Source organism: Domibacillus sp. DTU_2020_1001157_1_SI_ALB_TIR_016 (assembly GCF_032341995.1).
In the GTDB taxonomy this organism is placed as follows: domain Bacteria; phylum Bacillota; class Bacilli; order Bacillales; family Domibacillaceae; genus Domibacillus; species Domibacillus indicus_A.
In genome coordinates, this window is sequence record NZ_CP135439.1 from 237,938 (window position 1) to 258,309 (window position 20,372).

A 20,372-nucleotide genomic window follows, 5' to 3' on the forward strand; every position below is an offset into this window, starting at 1 on the left:
ATTGTGAATTAGTTCACATTCTCTATCTGCTTTATAATTTACTCTCTTTTGCCTCCAAAAGATATAGGATTTCAGCGGAGAATTTGAATGATTTGTGACATTTTTCACAAATCATTTTTTCAACTGTTAAAAAAGAGTAAATTCTGAAATGAAAGGGAAAAGCGTGTATAATCAGGGATAAAAGAACGATGAAAGGGGTTTACGGGGATGATTGAACGGCTGCATCATGGGGAAGAAGCAACAGCAGCGGAAATTCTGGCATTGCAAATACCTGCTTATAAAGTGGAAGCGTCATTAATTGGGTATGATGGCATTCCACATTTAAATGAAACGGTAGAGATGATTAAAAACAGTGATGAAATTTTTATCGGATTTTTAACAGAAGGGGAGCTGTGCGGTTTTCTTTCTTATAAAGACGAAGATGGATCGGCCTTTATTCAACGGCTGGTTGTTCATCCGGGACACTTTCATGAAGGGGTTGCTTCAAAGCTCCTGACATATTTTCTGCAGGAAGAATCAGCAGGGCGGACGGTTCTTGTTACAACCGGCGCAAAAAATGAGCCTGCCTGCAATTTATATAAGAAATTTGGATTTGAAGAGCTGGATACGCTGCTGCCAGAGCCGGGTGTGGAACTGGTGCTGCTGGAAAAAAAACATCAGTAAACATTTATTGCTCGTATTTTCACAAGAAAATAGTGTAGAATAAGTGCTGTATAAAATTTTTAAGATCAGAAAGGCTGGAAGATAGATGTCATTAACAAACCATGGAACGATTCCTGTAGCGGTTTCTGCCCGCCACATCCACTTATCACAGGAGCACCTTGAAATTTTATTCGGAAAAGGCCACGAGCTCACAAAGCGCGCGGACTTATCGCAGCCAGGTCAATTCGCGGCAGAAGAAACGGTAACCATTGCCGGTAAAAAGAGTGAAATTGCACGCGTTCGTGTTCTTGGCCCATGCCGTCCTGCTACACAAGTGGAAGTAAGCTGGACAGATGCCATGAAGCTTGGCGTACGTCCGCCGCTTCGTGAGTCAGGCGATATTAAAGGATCTGAAGCTGTGACAATCACGGGTCCTGCAGGTACAGTGGAGCTTGAAGAAGGCTTAATCATTGCCCAGGCGCACGTTCATATGACACCAGCAGATGCAGAAAAATACAATGTAGAAAACGGCCAGATCGTGACTGTAGAAGTCGGCGGCGACCGTCCAATCGCGTTCCGCAATGTCGTGATTCGCGTATCTGAAAGCTATGCGCTTGAAATGCATATCGATACAGATGAAGCGAATGCTGGTTTTATCTCTCAAGGCGCTACAGGCGACATTTGGGCGTAAGTTTACATAAAAAAGGTTTGATCCTCTTCGGGATCAAACCTTTTTTTGTTCGGGCAGCTCTTACACTGCTCTTTTATGTACCGGTGGTGCCGTTTTGTAACGCCGTCCCGTCCGGGCTACTTTGTTCCAGCCGGTCCGGTTAAAGAAGTAAGCGATAGTGCCGTACATCACATAAAACAAATTTAAAAAACGAAAAATCGTCACGTCAAAGAGGATGCCTGTAAAGAGGCGCCCTCTTTCACCTTTGTTAAAGCAGACGCCATAATGATGAGAGCGGGTAATGGCGACTATATCACAAAACGAGCCGAACATCATGGTTACAGCAGCATAAAGAGCAAGGTGCTCTATCATAGACATTGAGCCGAGCGTAAGCTGCTGAATCAGCATCGCCGTCATAACATACGCGGTAACGGTGCCGCCGATAAACGTTTCGAACACACAAAAAAACGAAACAGGCTTTCGCAAAAGAGTGCGAGTGAAAAAAGGGGCAAAATGAATGATGCAGTCAACGAACGCTTTTTGCCAGCGGACCCGCTGCTTAAAAACATCCAGGTTGTTTTCCGGCAGCTCGGTATAGCAGACAGCCTCCGGCAGAAACACAATGCGTTTGGCCGGATGATCTGAAATGTACCGCTGGATCCGCAGGGTAATATCAATATCTTCTCCCAGCGTGGCGCGGTAGCCGCCGACTTCGAGCAGAACCCGCTTATCGAAAATACCGAACGCCCCTGAAATAATCGACAGAGCACGGAACCGGGCTAAAGACACTTTTGTAATGTAAAAGCCTTTCATTAAATCGAACATTTGCGCCCGAATCAGCCAGTTGGCACTTTTTAAAGACAAGCGCTCAACATGGCCGCCCGCTTTTGTTTGCAGCACATGCACCATGCCGCCGGCCGCAACCACATCAGGCTCTTGAAACGCTTCGTTTGCCAAAGGAAGGGCATCATCACTTAAAATGCTGTCTGCATCAAGCGTCACCACAATATCATAAGAAGCATATTCAATACCGGCATTGAGCGAATCAGCTTTGCCGCCATTTTCTTTGTTGATGACAAATACATGCGGCAGGAAGCCGGATTGATACACACCGTGGATCGGTTGATGGGCCAGCTGGCCGAGCGCTTGTTTTTGACACTCAACGAGACTCAGCTTTTCCTTCAAAAGAGCAAAGGTTTCATCGCTCGAACCGTCATTAATATAAATGACCTCGTAGGACGGATAAGAAAGAGATTGTATGTGATCAATCGACGTTTGAATAATTGCCGCTTCATTAAAACAAGGAATTAACACGCTGATGCCTTTCGGGGCAGGAGGCTTTTGACCGGGCAGCCTGCGCTGGGACGGCGTGCTGCAGAATACATGTAAAACGGGAAACAAAATGCTGAGACAAAACAACGTGAAAACCAATAGATCCATAGAACAGCTCCCTCTCGACAATTGCTGTTCTTATTATAGTGAGAGAAAGAAAGGATAAAAGAGTTGTTACGGAAATGAAAAGAAAAATAAGGGGTATGTCCCAGTTTGTTATCAAATTGTTATAAAAGGGAAGGTAAAAGTTCATACTGATTTTCCAATACAATGGGGCGGGTACGCTCGAGCGGGCTTACTTCTGCACGGAAACGGGAAAAATAAAAAAAGGAGGTGGATAGATGAATACTGCTCAGAGGATCTTGAGCCGCTTTTTTGCTGAGCGCTTTTACGACCAGGCGGCGCAAACGGCCTACTACCTGCTGTTGTCTGCGATTCCATTTATCATTTTTATGCTTTCATTAATTCGCTTTTTTCCAGTAGACCAGCAGGCGATTCTCGATTTTGTCCGTCCGTATGCGCCAGGGGAATCGTTCACCTTAATTGAAGAAAACGTCGCAGCTGTACTCTCTGCTGAACAAGGGCAGGTGCTGTCACTCAGCCTAGTTTCTACGTTTTGGCTGTCTTCGATGGCGGTCCAGTCATTGGGCCGCTCACTAAATGACGCCTACAAAATTGAACGGGACCTTCCTTTCTGGAAAGGACTTCTGCGCGATTTTGGTGTTACATTGATTTTTATGATCATCGTGCCGCTGTCGCTTGTAATTCCTTTGCTGGAGAGAGTGCTGCACTGGCTTGTATCGCAATCGGGCACGCTTGAGCAGCTGTCAATGCTTTTGGATATATGGCCGGCAGCCCAATGGGGGATTGGAACCCTGTTTTTGGTAGTGTTTTTTATCGCTTTTTATAAAATTATCCCAAATGATCAAGTACCTGTTTTATATGTTCTGCCGGGCGCGCTGTTCGCGGCACTCGGCTGGCAGATCGTGTCTTTTCTGTTTGAAAGCTATGCAGCGGCGGTCAGCTATACGCGCTTGTACGGGCAGCTGTCGGGAATTATTGTGCTTGTCCTCTGGTTTTATTTAACGGCCGTTGTGATTTTGCTTGGCGGTCTTTTTAATGCGGAAAAAGAACAACAATAAAAAGGAGCTCTTTGGACAGAGCTCCTTTCAGTGCGTACACAAAGTCTTTCGTTTTTAAAAAAGAGCCGATAAGTGAAGCCGGCCGGACTTCGCGCCCCTTAGGGCAGTGCGGGAGCCTCCTCGGCTGCGCCTGTGGGGTCTCCCGACTCACTGTACTTCCCGCAGGAGTCTTCGTCCGACAGGCTTCACTAAGTGGTATTGAAGATCCATAAGCAAGGACTGACTAGACATTTTCTCTTTTTTAAACAGAAAGATACGACCTTATCTTATTAGCTTTATGGAATCTTGTCCCAAGCCACTTGGCGGCGGGAGGGCAGCGGAGACCGGTGAAGCCGCCAGGCGAAGTCGGGCTCAGCGCCTGCCCCATGGAAAGCGGAGCTGCCTGGACGCCGCCGGTCCATCCCAGTCATGTGCACGGTCATCCGTATAATTTGTCTACAGTCTGAAAGGAGTTCTTTGGGCAGAGCTCCTTTTTTATGTGTTGTCGCTTTGAAAAGACAAACAGGTTAAATAATGGCCGTTCAAGTATTGCTGCCGGGTTAAATCCTTTGTTTCAGAAAAACCGTCCTCCAGCAGCTCTTGAAATGCCTCGTCTGTTTCAAACCAATGAACAAGCAGTGCCTCGCTTTCTCCGAGCGGCAGCGCGATGCCGATGATATACTCCGCACATTCAGTTCTTATGTTCCATTTTATTCCGTCTGCCCAGTGCTCGTATCTGCCATTTGGAAGCCGGGAGCCTGCAAACGCAAATGGCTTCTTCCATATTTCCAATATGTGCTGAATAATGGGTTTTTCTGTAAGAACCTGCTTTTCTTCGATATAATGAAGCCATAAGAAATCGTTCTCGATCATGGCGTACCATTCATCAAGGGTAGATTCAACGGCATCGTGCGTGACGTATGTGCTGAGAAGCGGAATCCATGTATGATACAGCCGTTCAAGCTGTTCGGGGTCCGCATGCTTCTCGACATAATCAGAAAAGCCATTTAAAACCGCCAGCAGTTCGCGTTCGTAAAGAGAGGTCACCGTCAATGTAAAATCCCCTTTTTGATTTTTATTATAAAGGAGAGATGGAGAAATGGGCAGAAGTGTGTTGTACATTGCCGTAAGTCTTGATGGCTTTATTGCAAGAGAGGGCGGGTCAGTGGATTGGCTTGATGACGTAAAGGGAGACGGAGGAGACAACGGATACCTGGCTTTTTATAAAACCGTTGATACGCTTCTCATGGGGCGCGGCACGTACGAGAAAGTGCTCCAGCTGACGGATGATTTTCCATATGCGGGCAAGAAATGCTGCGTACTGTCACGAACGATGAAAGGAAAAACAGATTATGTAGTTTTTACAGACGAGCCGCTGCCGGACGTGCTGGCACGGGAAGAAGGGACCGTTTGGGTGGTTGGCGGTGGACAAGTTGTGAAGGAATGCCTGGCTCATGATTTGCTTGATGAGCTGTTTATCGCTGTGATACCAAAAGTGCTGGGCGGCGGCATTCCGCTGTTTCCACCCGGCACAGAAGCTGCGTTTTCACTTGCTGGTGTAGAAAAGCTGGGAGACATCGTATCGATTCACTACAAGCGAAAGGACTGATTCGATGACGAAAAAATGGCTGGCAGGCGTGTTGTTAGCAGCAGGCTGCGGCATACAGGAACCAGAGCAGACGGAGCCGGCAGATGGCCCGGAACGTAAAGAACTGGAGATCGAAGCGGAACATCTGGATGTTCCGTGGTCGATTACCGAAAGCGAAGGCGTGTTTTATATTTCTGAGCGGAACGGCACCATTGCCAAAGTGGAAGATGGTGATGTAGAGCATCAGCCGGTCGAGCTGGAGGCACCGCTTTCGGACGCAGCGGAAGCCGGTTTGCTCGGTTTTGTGCTGGCGCCGGATTTCGCCGAGTCAAAAGAAGCCTATGCTTATTACACGTATGACAAGGAAGGAAAGCCCTATAACCGGATTGTGATCGTTAAACAGCATGATTCCCGCTGGAGCGAAGCGGATACGCTCCTAGACGGCATTCCGTCCGGCAGCTTTCATCATGGCGGCCGGCTTGAAATCGGACCGGATGGTGCTCTTTACGCAACAATTGGAGATGCATCCAATCCAGAAACCGCTCAAAATCCTGATTCATGGAACGGAAAAATTATTCGGATTGACGAATCAGGCGAGGCAGAGATATACAGCATGGGCCACCGTAATCCGCAGGGCCTTGCCTGGGATGAAGGCGGGACGATGTATGCCTCGGAACACGGACAGTCTGCAAACGATGAGATAAACCTCATCCAAAGAGGAAGAAATTACGGCTGGCCGGACATTGAAGGAACAGAAGAAGCCGAGGGACTCCAAGTGCCTCTTGCTGTGTCCGGTACGGATGAAACATGGGCTCCTTCAGGGATGGCCTGGCATAAAGGAGTGCTTTATGCGGCTTCACTCCGTGGTGAAGCGGTGCTGAAAATCGATCCCAAAACAGGAAAGGTGTCAAAAGAGATTGAAGGCTACGGCCGTATTCGAGATGTGTTTTCTGACGGGGATTATCTTTATTTTGTGACGAACAATACAGATGGGCGCGGAAACCCGGCAGCTGGCGACGATAAACTGTACCGCATGGAATATGAAAGGTGAATACCCACTCCACCCCTCTATTGCAGGCAGAATAGTTGCGGCTTCTTCTTTTTCCTCCTACTCTAAAGAAAAGGAGTGGAGAAAGATGAAAGTAGAAATTTGGTCTGATTTCGCCTGCCCGTTTTGCTATATCGGCAAACGTCGGTTTGAGGAAGCGGCGGCACAATTTGACGGCAACATAGAGATAGAGTTTCGCAGCTATGAACTTGACCCGCATGCACCGGTTAAGTCAGAGGAAAGTGTGCACAGCGCATTGGCGAAAAAGTACGGTATGACAGCGGAAAGTGCCAAAGCAATGAATGACAGAATGACTGAGCAGGCAAAGGAAGCCGGCCTTGTTTATAATATGGATACTATCGTTTTAGCAAACACGCATGATGCACACCGCCTGTCCCATTTTGCCAAAGAAAAAGGAAAAATGAATGAATTTACAGAGCGGGTATTAAGGGCTTACTTTACTGAATCTGAACATATCGCAGATGCAGACTTGCTAGCTGGATGGGCAGAAGAGGCAGGTCTGGACCGAGCTGAAGCAAAAGAAGTACTGCAAAGCGGCAAATATAGCGACCGTGTCCGCGCTGATCAAGAAGAAGCGCGCGACATTGGTATCGAAGGCGTTCCATTTTTTATTTTCAATGATAAATATGCTGTTTCCGGCGCGCAGTCTGTTGAGGCGTTTAAGCAGGTGCTTGACCAGGTAGCGGCTGATGAAGAAGTAACAGCAGGCAAAACCGAATGGTGCCAGGATGATGACTGCACAGATGGGGAAAGCAGCCAGGATTGAATGCCTGAAAAATAGACTTCTATAACGGAAGAGAATAAGAAAGCGTCGCTCAGCCATTTGTGAGACGAAGGGAGAGGCCAAAGCCGCTAACGGCTTTGGCCCTTTATAGGATAGCGGCAGGCTTAAATCTCAAACAAGCCGGGCGCAATGGAGCGAGCGCAATGAATACCGCTCGCGGTGGCGCCGATTGTGCCGCCGCCTGGAAAAATCGAATCGCCGCACAGCCATAGATTCGGCAGACCGGAGCGGTGAGACAGCGAGCCAAACAGCGCGTGCTCAGTGGTTTGCGGAAAGCCGCCTACATACCCGTTTGGCCGCTTCGTATACCGTTCCCATGCTTTTGGCGCACCAGCTTCCATATGGACGATCATTTTGTGGAAATTCGGGTACACGGATTCGATCATTGACAGCATTTTCTCGGTCAGCTTTTCTTTGTACGCATCATAATCCTGCTTCGTCTGCCAATGATCTGGGGAGGAATGAGTGGAAACGGTCATCGTTCGTTTGCCTTCCGGTGCCCGCAGGCGGTCGTCTTTAGCAGAAAGAGACATAAACAGGTGGCTGCCTTCACTCATTGAATCCGAGGAAATTTGCCCAAACAGCGGAAAGGAATCCGGGATCAGCGCCTCGTCCAGTAGTAAATAGAGGGTATGCGTAACCCAGGTTCGCCTGCCGGCAAGCTTTCGGTGCCGGCCCGAAAGACCGCTTACGAGGGAGGGCAGCTGCTGGATGGCGCCGTTAAAGACAATATGCTTGGCGTGGTATTCGTTGCCGCGCTCGTCAACAGCGGTCCATCCGCTGTTTTTTTTCATGGATACAATCCGTCGGTTTTTCTTCAGGGCACCTCCGTTTTCACGAATCGCCTCTGCCAATGTTTCAGCGACACGGTACAAGCCGCCTTCCACGTAGTACGCGCCTTCATGATAAATATCAAGTGCCGTCGCTGCCATTAAATAGGAAACATATTTCGAGGTTGTCTGCATACTGTCGATTAACTGGCCGTCAAGTAAATGAACAAATGCACCTTCTTCGCCGAGGCCATGCTTGTGCAGCCGGTTTTCAAGCGTGGCGCGCGCAAATGGCGCAAGCTTTGCATGCCAGGGACGGAGAGACGAAAGCAAATACGCCCATTCGCCGGCTGTTTGAGGCGGAAGAGCAGGAAGGGGTTTCATGAGCTGGCGGATGGACGCCGCTGTTTCCCATAATTCTTTGTAAAAAGAGCAGATTTGGCTGGCCGCATGTGGAAATTGGGCACAAATAGCTTCAAGATACTGTATACGGTCCCGGTAATAAGGAATGGACTGATTCGGGAAATGAAGCATCATGACCGTATCAAGCAGGCGGACGGAAACTTGTTTGCCAAGCAGGCGCAGCACCCGCTCGTGAAGACCTCCCCTTTCAAAACCCATGCCAAGTGTTGCGCCCACTGGGAAAAGAGCATGCTGCCGCTGGAATTTTCCGGCGCATCCACCCCATTCAGAGGAAGCTTCGAGCACCGTTACATCATGCCCGGTTCGGGCTAAAATGGCTGCTGCTGTTAATCCGCCGATACCGCCGCCGATAATAAGTGTATGCACAAAATCACCTCTTTTCTTTAGTGTGAAGAAAGAAAAGAAATCTTGCAATGTTAAACTCGTTCGGAAAGGAAGACAGAACATGAGATATGCGATCCTGGGCGACCTGCACTCAAGCGTAAAGGATACAAAAGCAGTGCTGAAGCAGATTGAATGCTGTGCACCAGATGCAGAAATTATGGGGCTTGGTGATTTGTATGAATGCAACATCGGCAAGCGAAAAGCAGCGACAACAAGAGGTATTTCAATGAAAAAAGCGGCGCAGATGCCGAAAAAGTTTGAACCGCTTCTCACTTTTCCATCTGTGCGGGGAAATCAGGAAGAGCGGATTACGCTTGTGACCGGCTGTCACGATTTTGCTCATTTGCCGGAGAAATTAACGATTGACGGCGCCGTGTTAATGCATGGCCATCAGTGGAAGTGGACAAAAGGCTGGCTGCCCGTCCTGCCCAAAACCAATCCACCGCTCGTTTTTTTCGGGCACAGCCACACAGCCGGACTGTTCAGGAAAGGAAAATCCTTGCCGATCGAATATGGAAAGCCCATCCTTTTAAAGAAAAAGCGGTATGGCATTAACGCCGGCGCCGTCTGGCAGTCGCGTGAATGGGTGCTGTACGATTCGACGGCGCGGACCGTTACCTTTATGAAAGCTTTGTAAATAAAAAACACGACAATAGGCTTGTCGTGTTTTTGTTTAAAGCAGCATTTTTTTATTTAAATTCAGCTGTATTTCCTGTTTTTCCAGCTCCATCTGCTTTGTTTTCTTGATTTTTAAATGATAAACGGCGTAACACAGCAGTATAAAAGGAATGCCGCAATAAAGAGCCATACGCTGCTCGGCGTTAAACGCCATACTGATTAAAACGGTACAGTTCAGGAGGAGGCCAAGCACCGGCAGAAACGGATAAAGCGGCGCCTTGAATTTTAAATCCTCTACTTTTCCGCCTTCACGAAGATATTTTCTCCGGAAAGCAAGCTGTGACGCGCTAATGGCAATCCAGCCGACCTGCGCCCCGAGTCCTGCGATCGAAAGCAGCCATACAAACACGGTTTCTTCCGCGAAAAAGCCGGATAAAAGCGACAGCAGGGCGATCCCGAGCGTTAAAAGCAATGAATTCATCGGGACGCCTTTTTTGTTTACTTTCGCAAGTGCCGGTGTGGCCATTCCTTCTTTTGAAAGAGCGTACAGCATCCGGGACGCCGCGTATAATCCCGAATTTCCAACGGACAGCAGAGCAGTTAAAATAACAAAGTTCATAATATCAGCTGCATAGGGAATGCCGATGTGGTCAAACACAACAACAAATGGGCTTTCAAGCACGCCCGCCTGATCAGACGGAATCATGCCGGCCAAAACAAAAATCGATAAAACAAAAAACAGAAGCGTACGCCAGACAGACTGCTTAATTGAACGGGGAATCGTTTTTTCCGGATGTTCACTTTCCCCTGCCGCAATCCCGATCAGCTCGGTGCCTTGAAACGAGAAATTCACCGCAATCATCGTAATGATAAGAGCAGAAAGACCATTCGGCAGCAGGCCGTCCTCGATATAATGAGAGAAATACGGTGCCTCCTGACCGCCTTTCATATCGATCAAGCCAAACATGGCGGCGCCGCCTAAAATAATGAATAACACGATCGCCATAATTTTAATGCTCGAAAACCAAAATTCTGCTTCTCCGAACGCTTTTGCAGACAAGGCGTTTAAAATAAAAAGTATACCGGCAAATACGGCAGACCATATCCATGTGGGCACATCCGGGAACCACCTGCCCATCAGCTGACCGGCTGATAGAAATTCCAGCGCCACTGTAACAGCCCATCCGAGCCAGTAAATCCATCCGAGTGTAAAGCCGGTTGCCGGTCCGATAAATTTAGTGGTATACGTTTGAAAAGAACCTGATACGGGCATAGCCACCGCCAATTCCCCGAGGCAGGCCATCGTTAAATACATCACAAAGCCGCCGACTAAAAAAGATAAAATGGCTCCGCCGGCTCCAGCCTGGCTGATTGTATAGCCTGATCCAAGAAAAAGGCCGGTTCCAATCACACCCCCGAGCGAAATCATAAATAAATGCCGTGTTTTCATCGTGCGCTGAAGCTCCTGGCTGCCAGGGTGCTGCATACGATCTCCTCCTTACATCTTTAATTGGAAACGTTTCCAAGTAGTTCTTCTTATGGCTGTGTGCAAATTTAGTACTACATCTATTTTTCCGAAAACCGTTAAAAGACAAAGAATGCTAATGTGTGTGCCATTCGATTGATTGAAAGACAATCTTTTTTGCGTTTGGCTGCAAAATTTTGCAGGGGGTAAAGAACAGCCGACTTCTATTAAACACATAAAAAGGGGAATCGGTCAATCCATCTGAAGAACAGAGTTCATTCCAAAAAACGATTGAACTGGAAAGAACCCTCTTTCTATAGAAAGAGGGTTCTTTCAGTTAACCGCCAAGAAAAAACAGGATGATCGGAATAGTGAGAATGCTCAACAGCGTTGTGATCAATGTTGTAAAGGAAACGAGGTCGGGTTCTGTGCCGAATTGAATCGCAAACATGGTCGTATTCGCCGCAGCCGGCATGGCTGCCAGAAGAATCATCACGTCCTTTAATAAATCGTTGGCCGGTATAAAAGAGACGATGGCGGCAGCGAGAAGCGGTGATACAACCATACGGATCACAGAGACCGCGTTTACGTATTTGTATTCGACCCGCTTTGTCGCAATCACTGCCAGCTGCATGCCCAGCACAATCATCACGGTTGGAATCGAAGCATCTGCCACTAAGCTGATCGCATCCATAAACGATGGCGGAATCGAAACATGCAGCAGCTGAAGCAAGACGCCGAGAAAGGCTCCGTACAAAACAGGCATCCGCACCACCCGCTGAAGCGACTGCTTTAAGGTCGTTTCTTCTTCGCCGCCAAGAGACGCCGCAAACAAGCCGATTGTATTCATTAGAAATGATTGAAAGACCATAATAATAACCGCGTATTCAAAGCCTACAGCGCCAAAAGCAAACAGCACAACGGGTGCTCCGTAATTGCCGCTGTTCATAAAAACACCGCCCAATACCATCGCCGCCATTTTTTGGCGGCCGGCTTTCATAAAAAAGCCGGTAATGAGTACAACGACAATGAGGACAAGCGATAAAACGAGGCAGAAAACCGTAATGTACACGTAGTCCATCGTTAATTTATTGGCATAAAAGGTTCGAAAGGCAAGAAAAGGCGACATTAAATACAGTGCAGCCATTGAAATTGAGCGGATTTCAAATCCGATCCATTTTTGTCCCAGATATCCAGTTAAAAAAATCAGGAATGCTGGCAGTACAATCATAAATAATTCCAAAACGAGGTCATCTCCGTCCCATTTCAACTCTTTCTTTATCATACCAAAATTTTTTGTCGAAAACAGGCGAATTTCCATTCCTTGCTATAGGCGAGCGGAGCTGATTCGTGTACAATACAAGATGTTGTTTTTCAGAAGTAGAGAGAAATTATCTGAAAAAACCGACTAGTCGGTTAAAATATATGTTGGAGGAAAGTATGAACGAAACAAAACAAGTAAAAATTGTAACAGCTGATCCGTCAGCAATCGGCTTGTTCGGATTGGCCATTGTCACCCTTGTCGCTTCATCCCAAAAACTGGGCTGGACAGATGGATTGTCTCTAGTGATTCCGTGGGCCATTTTTCTAGGCGGTATTGCGCAGTTTTACGCATCTATTTTAGACACAAAACACAATAACACATTTGGTGCCTCTGCTTTTGCAGCATACGGCCTGTTTTGGATGGGAGTCAGCTTATCATGGCTGATGAATCTCGGTGTATTTGGCCAGGTCCTGCAGGAAAATGCGGATATGCACCAGCTTGGTTTTGCATTTATCGGTTATCTTATTTTTACGGTCTTTATGACGATTGGCGCACTGGAAACAAATAAAGTGCTGTTTATCATTTTCTTTTTAATTGATTTCTTATTTATTGGGCTGTCCCTTAGCTCATTTGGCATTATGGAGCATGCATCGCATCAGCTCGCTGCCTACTCAGAGCTGCTTATTTCACTGTTCTCGTTCTACGGAGCAGGAGCAGCTGTGCTGAACACGCATTTCGGACGCGAGTTTCTTCCGGTTGGCAAGCCGTTTGGCATCATTAAAAAAGGGTAAAGGATGTTCCGTCGGCGATTTGGCCGGCGGGCTTTTTTTTATGAAGTGAAAGGGCTATAATGGGGGCATTGAACACGATTGGGGTGATTCGGTTGGACGCCTTGCTTGAGAAACAATATGACATCATGGACGTCAGCCTGCTGGCGGGAAAAATTATGCTGGAAAACGGCGCCGAGACGTACCGGGTAGAGGATACAATGATGCGGATTGCCCTGTCATATGGTATTGAAGAATCGCACAGCTTTGTAACGCCGACAGGCATCATGTTTTCGATTGAAACAGACGAACCGACAAAAACAAAATTAATACGGATTTCAAAACGAACGACGGATTTATATAAAGTAAGCGCGGTGAATGCTATTTCCCGGCGGATCAGTGCGGGGGAGCTGACCGTTTCCGAAGCATACAAGGAGTTGAAAGGCATTCAGAGAGCGCCCATGTTTTTTTCTTTTTTGGTACAGATTGCAGCGGCGGCTTCAACGAGCGGCTGTTTTGTGATTTTATTGAAAGGATCATGGGACAATATGATTCCGGCGATGCTGTCTGGAGCACTTGCTTATTTTCTTCTATTAAAAGTAGCCGATATCGTCCCGACGATGTTTTTCTCCGAATTTATTGCGGCTCTTGCCGGCGGCGCGGCTGCGTACGTGTTATTCCGGCTCGGGCTGGGCAGTGATCTTGATCGAATTATTGTCGGTACACTGATTCCGCTTGTTCCCGGCTTGTTAATTACAAATGCGGTCCGTGACTTAATGGCTGGCCACTTTCTTTCCGGACTGGCCAAAGGAGCAGAAGCGCTGTTAACCGCTCTTGCCATTGGAACAGGAATCGCTGTTGTCATGACGTTTATTTAAGGAGGATGCGGGCATGACCGTTTTAACAAATATGTTTTTTAGTTTTGTGGCAGCCGCAAGCTTCGGAATTATGTTTAATGTACCGAAAAGCCTGCTGTTCAAGTGCGGCACCGTCGGTATGGCCGGCTGGATGGTGTATTATTTTTTATCCGAGCACAGCATTGATTCGCTGCCCGCAACGATTGCTGCTTCCTTTACCATCGCATTGATCGGCCATGTATACGCGAGGGTGTACAAAACGCCGGTTATCATTTTTACGATTGCCGGGATTATTCCGCTTGTTCCTGGAGGCACGGCGTATCGGGCGATGCGTTCGTTTGTACAAAACGATTACAATGCCGGCATTAATCTGGCGGCAAAGGCATTTATGATTTCGGGTTCTATTGCACTCGGACTGATCTTATCCGATGTATTTTACCAGCTGATTTTGAGGAAAAAAGCGCCTGCCGAAAAAAAGCAGGCATAGAAAGAAGGGGCACTTTGCAAAAAATAAAACCATATTTACTGCTCATTTTAGTGATGATGATTTGGGGATTTAACGTGCCGCTTATAAAAATATTAGTCAGCACAGTCCAGCCGGTAACGATCACCGCATTTCGTATTTTCACGGCATCACTTGTTGTATTTATTATTTTGACCAGAATGGGAAAAGTTCATTGGCCCGCTATTTATCATTGGAAGTACATTTTAGGCGGCGGCTTGTTTAACGTTTTTTTTCATCACTTGTTTTTAGGGCTTGGTGCAGCTGGAACAAGCTCTGTTCATACAGGCATTATATTGGGACTGGGCCCGATTTTAACGGCCTTCATGTCCGTTCTTTTTTTTCAGCGGGGATTGTCCGCGTTGCGGGTGCTTGGCTTTTTAACGGGAACAGCCGGTGTGCTGGTGACAGTACTGGGCGGAGGAGCTGGATTAGGAGGATTTGTGCTTGGCGATTTGTTTATTTTCTTCTCGATTACAGCCCAGGCCTTCAGCTTTATTTTAGTGAGCCGCGCTGCGCGTGATATCGATCCGCTTTTATTGACCGGTTATATGCAGCTGTTCGGTTCATTAGGGCTGTTTGTAACAAGCTTTCTTTTAGAGCCGAATGGCCTCGCATCGCTTCAAAACGTCCATTTCCAAACCGTCATTGTGTTCCTTGTCTCTGCAGTCGGGGCGACAGCGGTCGGCCATTTAGTGTACAACAACACGATTACAAAAATCGGCCCGGCCGAAGCGGCGATTTTTTTAAACTTAAATACTTTTTTCTCAATCGTCGGATCTGCGGTAATTCTGGGTGAACCGATTTACTATTATCACTGGCTCGGGCTGCTGCTGATTGTGCCGGGTGTGTTAATGGGATCAGGCGCACTAGAAGAAATGATTCGCAGGCGCAGGCGCGCTGTAAGATAAACAAAAAAGCCCGGCTTCCGTTTTTAAAGCGGAAGCCGGGCTTTTTTTAAAGTGTTTGCGCGGTTTCACAGTTTTTCTTTTTCAAAAGCGGACAGTACGGACATTTCTCGCACCCCGGCACTTCCTTGTACAAGCAGCACGTCAGCCGGCTAAAGTTTGCCATTGCCTCCTCCGGTTGCTGCTTGCGTAAAAATCGTTCATATTGCGGCAGAAGCGCAAGGTCGCGGGTATCCTTTAAAATATGCACATACATCCAAAGCGCATAACCGAAAATATTTTCCCGGGAAATAACTGCCGGCAGCTTCGCTTCTTTCGCAATCTTTTGGATCACCGGCTCGGCCAGCCGGTTCAGTAAAAAGTCCGCTCCTTCGTCGCCGCAGGAAATCCAGTTTTCATGCTTCAGCCGAAATAAAAGAGGCCATCCGTCTCCGCCTCCCATGACGATCTCCACTTCATCAGGATCACCGTCCCATATGCGCCGCTCTTTTGAAAAAACGGCCAGGTGGCCGGCAAGAAACAGCCCATACCGCCGCATAAACATCGATGCCGCTGCTGGAAGAGACGTTACTTTTAAGTTCTGCTCCGCCGAAGCCATCAGCAGCTGTACATTACCTGTCCATTCTGTTACGGTTCCCATTGCTTCGCCTTCATTTCCAAACGCAAACATAGCACGGTCCACGCCGGCCGCCCCCTTTTTTTCTTTATTATAAATGAATGTCATTCTCATAATCAATGTAAGCCGTCCGCCGTGTCGTTCGCTTCTTTCTTTCATACCGTGTGAGTAAACGAAAGGAGTGGCAGCAGATGAAAAAATGCGGCTGTCGTCGATGCGGTTGCAAAAAAGATCCTAACTTCCGTCCTGGAAAAAAATCGAGTGAAAAGAGAGAAGAGAGCGGACGGGCGAAAAGAAAAGCAGCATCTTCTGAGAAGAAAAGTTCTTTATCTAAAAAAAGATAAGAGAAAAGCAGGTATTTAGGAGTGTTTTACACTGCCCAATACCTGCTTTTTTCATATTTTTTAAAATTTTTGTTAGAAAATCTGACAATTCGCAACATTAAGGCAGAGTTTATGGTATATTAAATTCAACAAATAAACAAAGTTGTTCAAAAAATAATAAATGAACAACAATGTATAAATAGAAAAGGAGGTACATAGAATGGAACTAATGATGCGTAACGTATTTCAATTCATTGGACAGAATCAATCGGCTAATAAATTAGCAAAGAAATATGGACTGCGTTTCGGTGCCGGCCGGTTTGTTGCCGGGGAAACGATCAGCACGGCCATTCAGGCGGTAAGAAAATTAAATGCAGAGAGCAAAGTGGTCACGCTGGACCATTTAGGTGAATTTGTTTTTACAGAAGAAGAAGCAGCCGAATCAACCGCTATGTGTATCCAGACACTTGATGCCATTGCTGAAGCGGGTGTTACATCGAATCTATCATTGAAGATGACATCGCTTGGTCTTGATATCAGTAAAGAGCTGTGCATGCGGAATATGCGAAAAATTTTAGACCGTGCCGTACTTCATAATAATTTTGTCCGAATCGATATGGAAGATTACGCACACGCCCAAATCTCTCTTGATATTTATAGAGAGCTTCGCCTTGATTACGATAACGTTGGAATTGTCATTCAAGCGTATTTATATCGTACAGAGCAAGACATTGCCGACTTAAACGAGCAAAGAGCCAATCTTCGCCTCGTAAAAGGAGCTTACAAAGAGTCGCCGGAGGTTGCGTTTCCAGAGAAAAAAGATGTAGACGACAATTTCAAAAAAATCATCAAGCAGCATCTGCTGAATGGAAACTATGCGGCTGTGGCGACACATGATGAGGACGCTGTCGCTTACACGAAAGAACTTGTCCGCACACATAACATTCCGAAAGAGCAATTTGAATTTCAAATGCTGTACGGAATTTGTGAGGATCTGCAAAACAAGCTGGTAGAAGAAGGCTACAAAGTCCGTGTATATGTACCATACGGAAATGACTGGTTTGGATATTTTACAAGACGGCTGGCAGAACGACCGGCAAACGTCTGGTTTGTACTAAAAAACTTATTTTAATTAAAAGGAGACGGTAAAGATGACAACTACAATCGAGCGCACACCATTTAAAAACGAGCCATTCACAAACTTCGCGGATGAAGCAAACAAAAAAGCAATGCAGGATGCACTGGCAAAAGTAAAAAGTGAACTTGGCGGCACATTCCCGCTTGTTATTGGCGGAAAACGAGTGGAAACAGAAGAAGTACTAACATCTATTAATCCAGGGAACACAGATGAAATTGTTGGCTACGCATCAAAAGGAACATCAGAACATGCGGAAGCAGCGATGCAGGCGGCACTAGCAGCATTTGAATCGTGGAAGCACACAGCACCGGCAGAGCGCGCTGAGTATTTGTTCAAAGCGGCAGACTTAATGCGCCAGCGCAAGCATGAATTCTCTGCAGCGCTTGTATACGAAGTAGGGAAAAACTGGGCAGAAGCAGATGCAGATACAGCAGAAGCGATTGATTTCATGGAATTTTACGCACGTGAAATGATCCGTTTAAGCGAAACGAGCAAGCACCAGCCGCTAACACAAGTAGAAGGGGAAAAAACAGAGTTAACGTATATTCCGCTTGGTGTTGGTGTCGTGATTTCACCATTTAACTTCCCGCTGGCGATTATGGCTGGAACAACGGTTGCTTCGATTGTGTCAGGCAACACAGTGATCTTAAAGCCGGCAGATTCTGCTCCAATCGTTGCGGCGAAATTCGTTCAGCTGATGGAAGAAGTCGGCCTGCCGGATGGCGTGTTGAACTTTGTACCGGGCGATGGCATTGAAGTAGGAGAATACTTGGTAGAGCATCCGAAAACAAGATTCATTTCTTTCACAGGCTCTCGTGCTGTTGGCTGCCGTATTTACGAGCGTGCTTCAAAAGTACAGCCAGGCCAACTATGGCTGAAGCGTGTCATAGCTGAAATGGGCGGAAAAGACGGCGTTGTCGTAGATGAAACAGCTGATCTAGATGCGGCAGCAGCAGCGATTGTTGCTTCAGCATACGGCTTCCAGGGTCAAAAGTGCTCAGCGGGCTCCCGTGCGATTATCGTTGAATCTGTTTATGACGAAGTGGTTGAAAAAGTAGTCGCGCTTACGAAAGAACTTCAAGTGGGCCTTCCGGAAGAAAATGCATCAATCGGACCGGTAATTGATCAAAAATCATTCGATAAAATTATGGGATACATTGAAATCGGCAAATCAGAAGGCGTTTTAAAAACAGGAGGCCAAAAAGCGGAAGGAAACGGCTATTATATCGAGCCAACAATTTTCGCAGATGTAGATCCAAAAGCCCGTATTATGCAGGAAGAAATCTTCGGCCCTGTACTGGCAATAGCAAAAGCGGCGGACTGGAAAGAAGCAATTGCAATTTACAATGACACAGAATACGGCTTAACAGGCGGATTCTTCTCTAAAGAAGAAGATCGTTTAAGCTATGCACTTGAAAACATGCATTGCGGTAACTTGTATTTAAATAAAAAGTGCACAGGCGCTTTGGTTGGCGTGCACCCGTTTGGCGGATTTAACATGTCCGGCACGGATTCAAAAGCGGGCGGGTATGATTACCTTCTTCTCTTCACACAAGGGAAAATGCTGGCACGCAAGCTGTAAGAGTGAATCTCGAGCTGCCTTTCTGGCTTTTCAGGTCTTGAAAGGCAGCTCTTCTTTTATTAAAAGGGGGAGAAGGAGAAATGGATATCCAATTACTTATTCCAATTGGCATATACATGGTGGGGATGCTGTTGATCGGATACGCAGCGTACAAACGAACATCGAATTTATCAGATTACATGCTTGGGGGCCGCTCGGTTGGACCGGCTGTTACAGCTCTTAGTGCAGGCGCTTCTGACATGAGCGGATGGCTGTTAATGGGGCTTCCCGGGGCAATGTATGTACAGGGGCTGAGTGCTTCCTGGATTGCGATCGGTTTGACGATCGGCGCTTTTTTAAACTGGCTGTATGTCGCACCTCGTTTACGTGTGTACACAGAGATTGCGAACAATTCAATGACCATTCCATCTTTTTTGGAAAACAGATTTGGGGATCGCTCTAATTTGCTCCGGCTGACATCCGGACTTGTCATTATCGTCTTCTTTACATTTTATGTATCATCAGGCATTGTTTCTGGCGGCGTGCTGTTTGAAACCTCGTTTGGGGTCGATTACAAAGTCGGTTTGTGGATTATTGCCGGTGTTGTCGTCGCATACACATTATTTGGTGGGTTTTTAGCCGTCAGCTGGACGGACTTTGTTCAAGGACTTATTATGGTAAGCGCTCTCATTGTGGTGCCGGTCGTAACCATTATGAAAATTGGCGGCATCGGCCCGGTTTTCACAGAAATGAATACGATGAATCCAGATCTGTTTAATATCTTTACCGGGACAAGCGTTCTTGGCATCATTTCATTAATGGCATGGGGACTGGGATATTTCGGGCAGCCCCATATTATCGTCCGCTTTATGGCGATTACCTCTGTGAAAGAAATTAAAAAAGCACGCAATATCGGCATGAGCTGGATGATTTTCTCAGTCGGCGGCGCGATGCTGACAGGGTTCCTTGGTCTCGCTTATTACTCGCAGCAGCAGGGAGAGCTTGCCGATCCGGAAACTGTCTTTATTACATTGAGTGAAATTTTGTTCCATCCATTTATAAGCGGCTTTTTGCTGGCGGCATTGCTGGCGGCTGTCATGAGTACAATTTCTTCGCAGCTTCTTGTGACGTCAAGCTCATTGACAGAAGACATTTACAAAACGTTTTTCCGCAGGTCTGCATCCGACAAAGAATTGATGCTGATCAGCCGCGGTGCTGTGTTGGTGGTTGCTGTTCTGGCTGTTGGCCTGGCACTCAATAATAACAGTACCATTCTTTCGCTTGTCGGCTATGCATGGGCAGGGTTCGGCGCTGCATTTGGCCCGGTTATTTTAATGAGTTTGTATTGGAAACGAATGAACAAATGGGGAGCACTGGCTGGTATTATCGGCGGCGCTGTAACGGTTATCGTTTGGGCAAGTATTCCGTCTTTGGCAGGACTGCTGTATGAAATTATCCCAGGCTTCTTTGTCAGCACCGTCGCTGTCTGGGCAGTCAGCCTGATGACACCTGCGCCAAGCGCACAACTAACCCGCTCATATGAAAAATACGAGGAAACGGCATAAAAGAA

The 20,372-nt window shown here is 47.0% G+C and carries 21 protein-coding genes; 15 read left to right on the forward strand and 6 right to left on the reverse strand.

The window, feature by feature from the left end; translation table 11 throughout:
• The first annotated feature begins 207 nt into the window (after positions 1-207).
• On the forward strand, positions 208-663 hold the full coding sequence (locus RRU94_RS09195; RefSeq protein ID WP_315693864.1) for a GNAT family N-acetyltransferase: 456 nt from the start codon (positions 208-210) through the stop codon (positions 661-663).
• 85 nt (positions 664-748) lie between these two features.
• On the forward strand, positions 749-1,333 hold the full coding sequence (gene pduL, locus RRU94_RS09200; RefSeq protein WP_315693866.1) for a phosphate propanoyltransferase: 585 nt from the start codon (positions 749-751) through the stop codon (positions 1,331-1,333).
• Between the two features lie 60 nt (positions 1,334-1,393).
• Here pduL and RRU94_RS09205 read toward each other — a convergent pair whose 3' ends face one another.
• Positions 1,394-2,752, reverse strand: a complete 1,359-nt coding sequence (locus tag RRU94_RS09205; RefSeq protein ID WP_315693868.1) for a glycosyltransferase family 2 protein — start codon at positions 2,750-2,752, stop codon at positions 1,394-1,396.
• Positions 2,753-2,985: 233 nt separating this feature from the next.
• On the opposite strand from RRU94_RS09205, the gene RRU94_RS09210 reads away from it, so the two are divergent.
• A complete protein-coding gene (locus RRU94_RS09210; protein WP_315693870.1) occupies positions 2,986-3,786 on the forward strand; it encodes a YihY/virulence factor BrkB family protein in 801 nt (266 codons plus the stop codon).
• A 474-nt stretch (positions 3,787-4,260) separates the two neighbouring features.
• On the opposite strand, the gene RRU94_RS09215 is transcribed toward RRU94_RS09210, so the two are convergent.
• Complete coding sequence (locus RRU94_RS09215; RefSeq protein ID WP_315693872.1) at positions 4,261-4,818, reverse strand: hypothetical protein; 558 nt, start codon at positions 4,816-4,818, stop codon at positions 4,261-4,263.
• Positions 4,819-4,864: 46 nt separating this feature from the next.
• On the opposite strand from RRU94_RS09215, the gene RRU94_RS09220 reads away from it, so the two are divergent.
• From RRU94_RS09220 to RRU94_RS09230, 3 genes are all read left to right on the forward strand, one after another.
• The gene (locus RRU94_RS09220) at positions 4,865-5,374 is read left to right on the forward strand and encodes a dihydrofolate reductase family protein (RefSeq protein WP_315693874.1); all 510 of its coding nucleotides are present in this window, start codon (positions 4,865-4,867) and stop codon (positions 5,372-5,374) included.
• Positions 5,375-5,378: 4 nt separating this feature from the next.
• On the forward strand, positions 5,379-6,404 hold the full coding sequence (locus RRU94_RS09225; protein ID WP_315693876.1) for a PQQ-dependent sugar dehydrogenase: 1,026 nt from the start codon (positions 5,379-5,381) through the stop codon (positions 6,402-6,404).
• 85 nt (positions 6,405-6,489) lie between these two features.
• On the forward strand, positions 6,490-7,188 hold the full coding sequence (locus tag RRU94_RS09230; protein WP_315693878.1) for a DsbA family oxidoreductase: 699 nt from the start codon (positions 6,490-6,492) through the stop codon (positions 7,186-7,188).
• A 122-nt stretch (positions 7,189-7,310) separates the two neighbouring features.
• On the opposite strand, the gene RRU94_RS09235 is transcribed toward RRU94_RS09230, so the two are convergent.
• On the reverse strand, positions 7,311-8,765 hold the full coding sequence (locus RRU94_RS09235) for a phytoene desaturase family protein (RefSeq protein WP_315693879.1): 1,455 nt from the start codon (positions 8,763-8,765) through the stop codon (positions 7,311-7,313).
• Between the two features lie 79 nt (positions 8,766-8,844).
• Between RRU94_RS09235 and RRU94_RS09240 the strand changes: the two genes are divergently transcribed.
• Positions 8,845-9,420 carry a metallophosphoesterase family protein gene (locus RRU94_RS09240; RefSeq protein WP_315693880.1) on the forward strand — a complete coding sequence of 192 codons (576 nt, stop codon included), beginning with the start codon at positions 8,845-8,847 and terminating at the stop codon, positions 9,418-9,420.
• Between the two features lie 36 nt (positions 9,421-9,456).
• Here the strand turns inward: RRU94_RS09240 and RRU94_RS09245 are convergent, their stop codons facing one another.
• A complete protein-coding gene (locus RRU94_RS09245; RefSeq protein ID WP_315693881.1) occupies positions 9,457-10,887 on the reverse strand; it encodes an amino acid permease in 1,431 nt (476 codons plus the stop codon).
• 316 nt (positions 10,888-11,203) lie between these two features.
• Entirely contained in the window at positions 11,204-12,109 is a 906-nt protein-coding gene (locus tag RRU94_RS09250) for an AEC family transporter (RefSeq protein WP_315695893.1), read from the reverse strand.
• A gap of 197 nt (positions 12,110-12,306) precedes the next feature.
• Between RRU94_RS09250 and RRU94_RS09255 the strand changes: the two genes are divergently transcribed.
• Genes RRU94_RS09255 through RRU94_RS09270 form a run of 4 tightly spaced genes read left to right on the forward strand, consistent with a single transcriptional unit; the run spans position 12,307 to position 15,167 of the window.
• Positions 12,307-12,921, forward strand: a complete 615-nt coding sequence (locus tag RRU94_RS09255) for an acetate uptake transporter (RefSeq protein WP_315693883.1) — start codon at positions 12,307-12,309, stop codon at positions 12,919-12,921.
• A gap of 59 nt (positions 12,922-12,980) precedes the next feature.
• Entirely contained in the window at positions 12,981-13,775 is a 795-nt protein-coding gene (locus RRU94_RS09260; protein ID WP_315693885.1) for a threonine/serine exporter family protein, read from the forward strand.
• Between the two features lie 13 nt (positions 13,776-13,788).
• Positions 13,789-14,241: a threonine/serine exporter family protein gene (locus tag RRU94_RS09265; RefSeq protein ID WP_242232636.1), complete on the forward strand. Its 453-nt coding sequence runs from the start codon at positions 13,789-13,791 to the stop codon at positions 14,239-14,241.
• A gap of 14 nt (positions 14,242-14,255) precedes the next feature.
• Positions 14,256-15,167, forward strand: a complete 912-nt coding sequence (locus tag RRU94_RS09270) for a DMT family transporter (protein WP_315693888.1) — start codon at positions 14,256-14,258, stop codon at positions 15,165-15,167.
• A 46-nt stretch (positions 15,168-15,213) separates the two neighbouring features.
• Here the strand turns inward: RRU94_RS09270 and RRU94_RS09275 are convergent, their stop codons facing one another.
• A complete protein-coding gene (locus tag RRU94_RS09275) occupies positions 15,214-15,846 on the reverse strand; it encodes a hypothetical protein (RefSeq protein WP_315693890.1) in 633 nt (210 codons plus the stop codon).
• A 125-nt stretch (positions 15,847-15,971) separates the two neighbouring features.
• Here RRU94_RS09275 and RRU94_RS09280 point away from each other — a divergent pair, with 125 nt between their 5' ends.
• From RRU94_RS09280 to putP, 4 genes are all read left to right on the forward strand, one after another.
• The gene (locus RRU94_RS09280) at positions 15,972-16,124 is read left to right on the forward strand and encodes a hypothetical protein (protein ID WP_315693892.1); all 153 of its coding nucleotides are present in this window, start codon (positions 15,972-15,974) and stop codon (positions 16,122-16,124) included.
• Positions 16,125-16,323: 199 nt separating this feature from the next.
• The gene (locus RRU94_RS09285; RefSeq protein WP_315693893.1) at positions 16,324-17,235 is read left to right on the forward strand and encodes a proline dehydrogenase; all 912 of its coding nucleotides are present in this window, start codon (positions 16,324-16,326) and stop codon (positions 17,233-17,235) included.
• A 19-nt stretch (positions 17,236-17,254) separates the two neighbouring features.
• Entirely contained in the window at positions 17,255-18,823 is a 1,569-nt protein-coding gene (gene pruA / locus RRU94_RS09290; RefSeq protein ID WP_251271401.1) for an L-glutamate gamma-semialdehyde dehydrogenase, read from the forward strand.
• Between the two features lie 80 nt (positions 18,824-18,903).
• Positions 18,904-20,367, forward strand: coding sequence for a sodium/proline symporter PutP (putP, locus tag RRU94_RS09295; RefSeq protein WP_315693894.1), 1,464 nt, complete (start codon positions 18,904-18,906; stop codon positions 20,365-20,367).
• The last annotated feature ends 5 nt before the right edge of the window (positions 20,368-20,372 follow it).

Coding starts and splice junctions, on each gene's coding strand:
- RRU94_RS09195 (WP_315693864.1), top strand. CDS start 208: ATGATTGAACGGCTGCATCATGGGGAAGAAGCAACAGCAGCGGAAATT.
- pduL (WP_315693866.1), top strand. CDS start 749: ATGTCATTAACAAACCATGGAACGATTCCTGTAGCGGTTTCTGCCCGC.
- RRU94_RS09205 (WP_315693868.1), bottom strand. CDS start 2,752: ATGGATCTATTGGTTTTCACGTTGTTTTGTCTCAGCATTTTGTTTCCC.
- RRU94_RS09210 (WP_315693870.1), top strand. CDS start 2,986: ATGAATACTGCTCAGAGGATCTTGAGCCGCTTTTTTGCTGAGCGCTTT.
- RRU94_RS09220 (WP_315693874.1), top strand. CDS start 4,865: ATGGGCAGAAGTGTGTTGTACATTGCCGTAAGTCTTGATGGCTTTATT.
- RRU94_RS09225 (WP_315693876.1), top strand. CDS start 5,379: ATGACGAAAAAATGGCTGGCAGGCGTGTTGTTAGCAGCAGGCTGCGGC.
- RRU94_RS09230 (WP_315693878.1), top strand. CDS start 6,490: ATGAAAGTAGAAATTTGGTCTGATTTCGCCTGCCCGTTTTGCTATATC.
- RRU94_RS09240 (WP_315693880.1), top strand. CDS start 8,845: ATGAGATATGCGATCCTGGGCGACCTGCACTCAAGCGTAAAGGATACA.
- RRU94_RS09245 (WP_315693881.1), bottom strand. CDS start 10,887: ATGCAGCACCCTGGCAGCCAGGAGCTTCAGCGCACGATGAAAACACGG.
- RRU94_RS09255 (WP_315693883.1), top strand. CDS start 12,307: ATGAACGAAACAAAACAAGTAAAAATTGTAACAGCTGATCCGTCAGCA.
- RRU94_RS09260 (WP_315693885.1), top strand. CDS start 12,981: ATGGGGGCATTGAACACGATTGGGGTGATTCGGTTGGACGCCTTGCTT.
- RRU94_RS09265 (WP_242232636.1), top strand. CDS start 13,789: ATGACCGTTTTAACAAATATGTTTTTTAGTTTTGTGGCAGCCGCAAGC.
- RRU94_RS09280 (WP_315693892.1), top strand. CDS start 15,972: ATGAAAAAATGCGGCTGTCGTCGATGCGGTTGCAAAAAAGATCCTAAC.
- RRU94_RS09285 (WP_315693893.1), top strand. CDS start 16,324: ATGGAACTAATGATGCGTAACGTATTTCAATTCATTGGACAGAATCAA.
- pruA (WP_251271401.1), top strand. CDS start 17,255: ATGACAACTACAATCGAGCGCACACCATTTAAAAACGAGCCATTCACA.
- putP (WP_315693894.1), top strand. CDS start 18,904: ATGGATATCCAATTACTTATTCCAATTGGCATATACATGGTGGGGATG.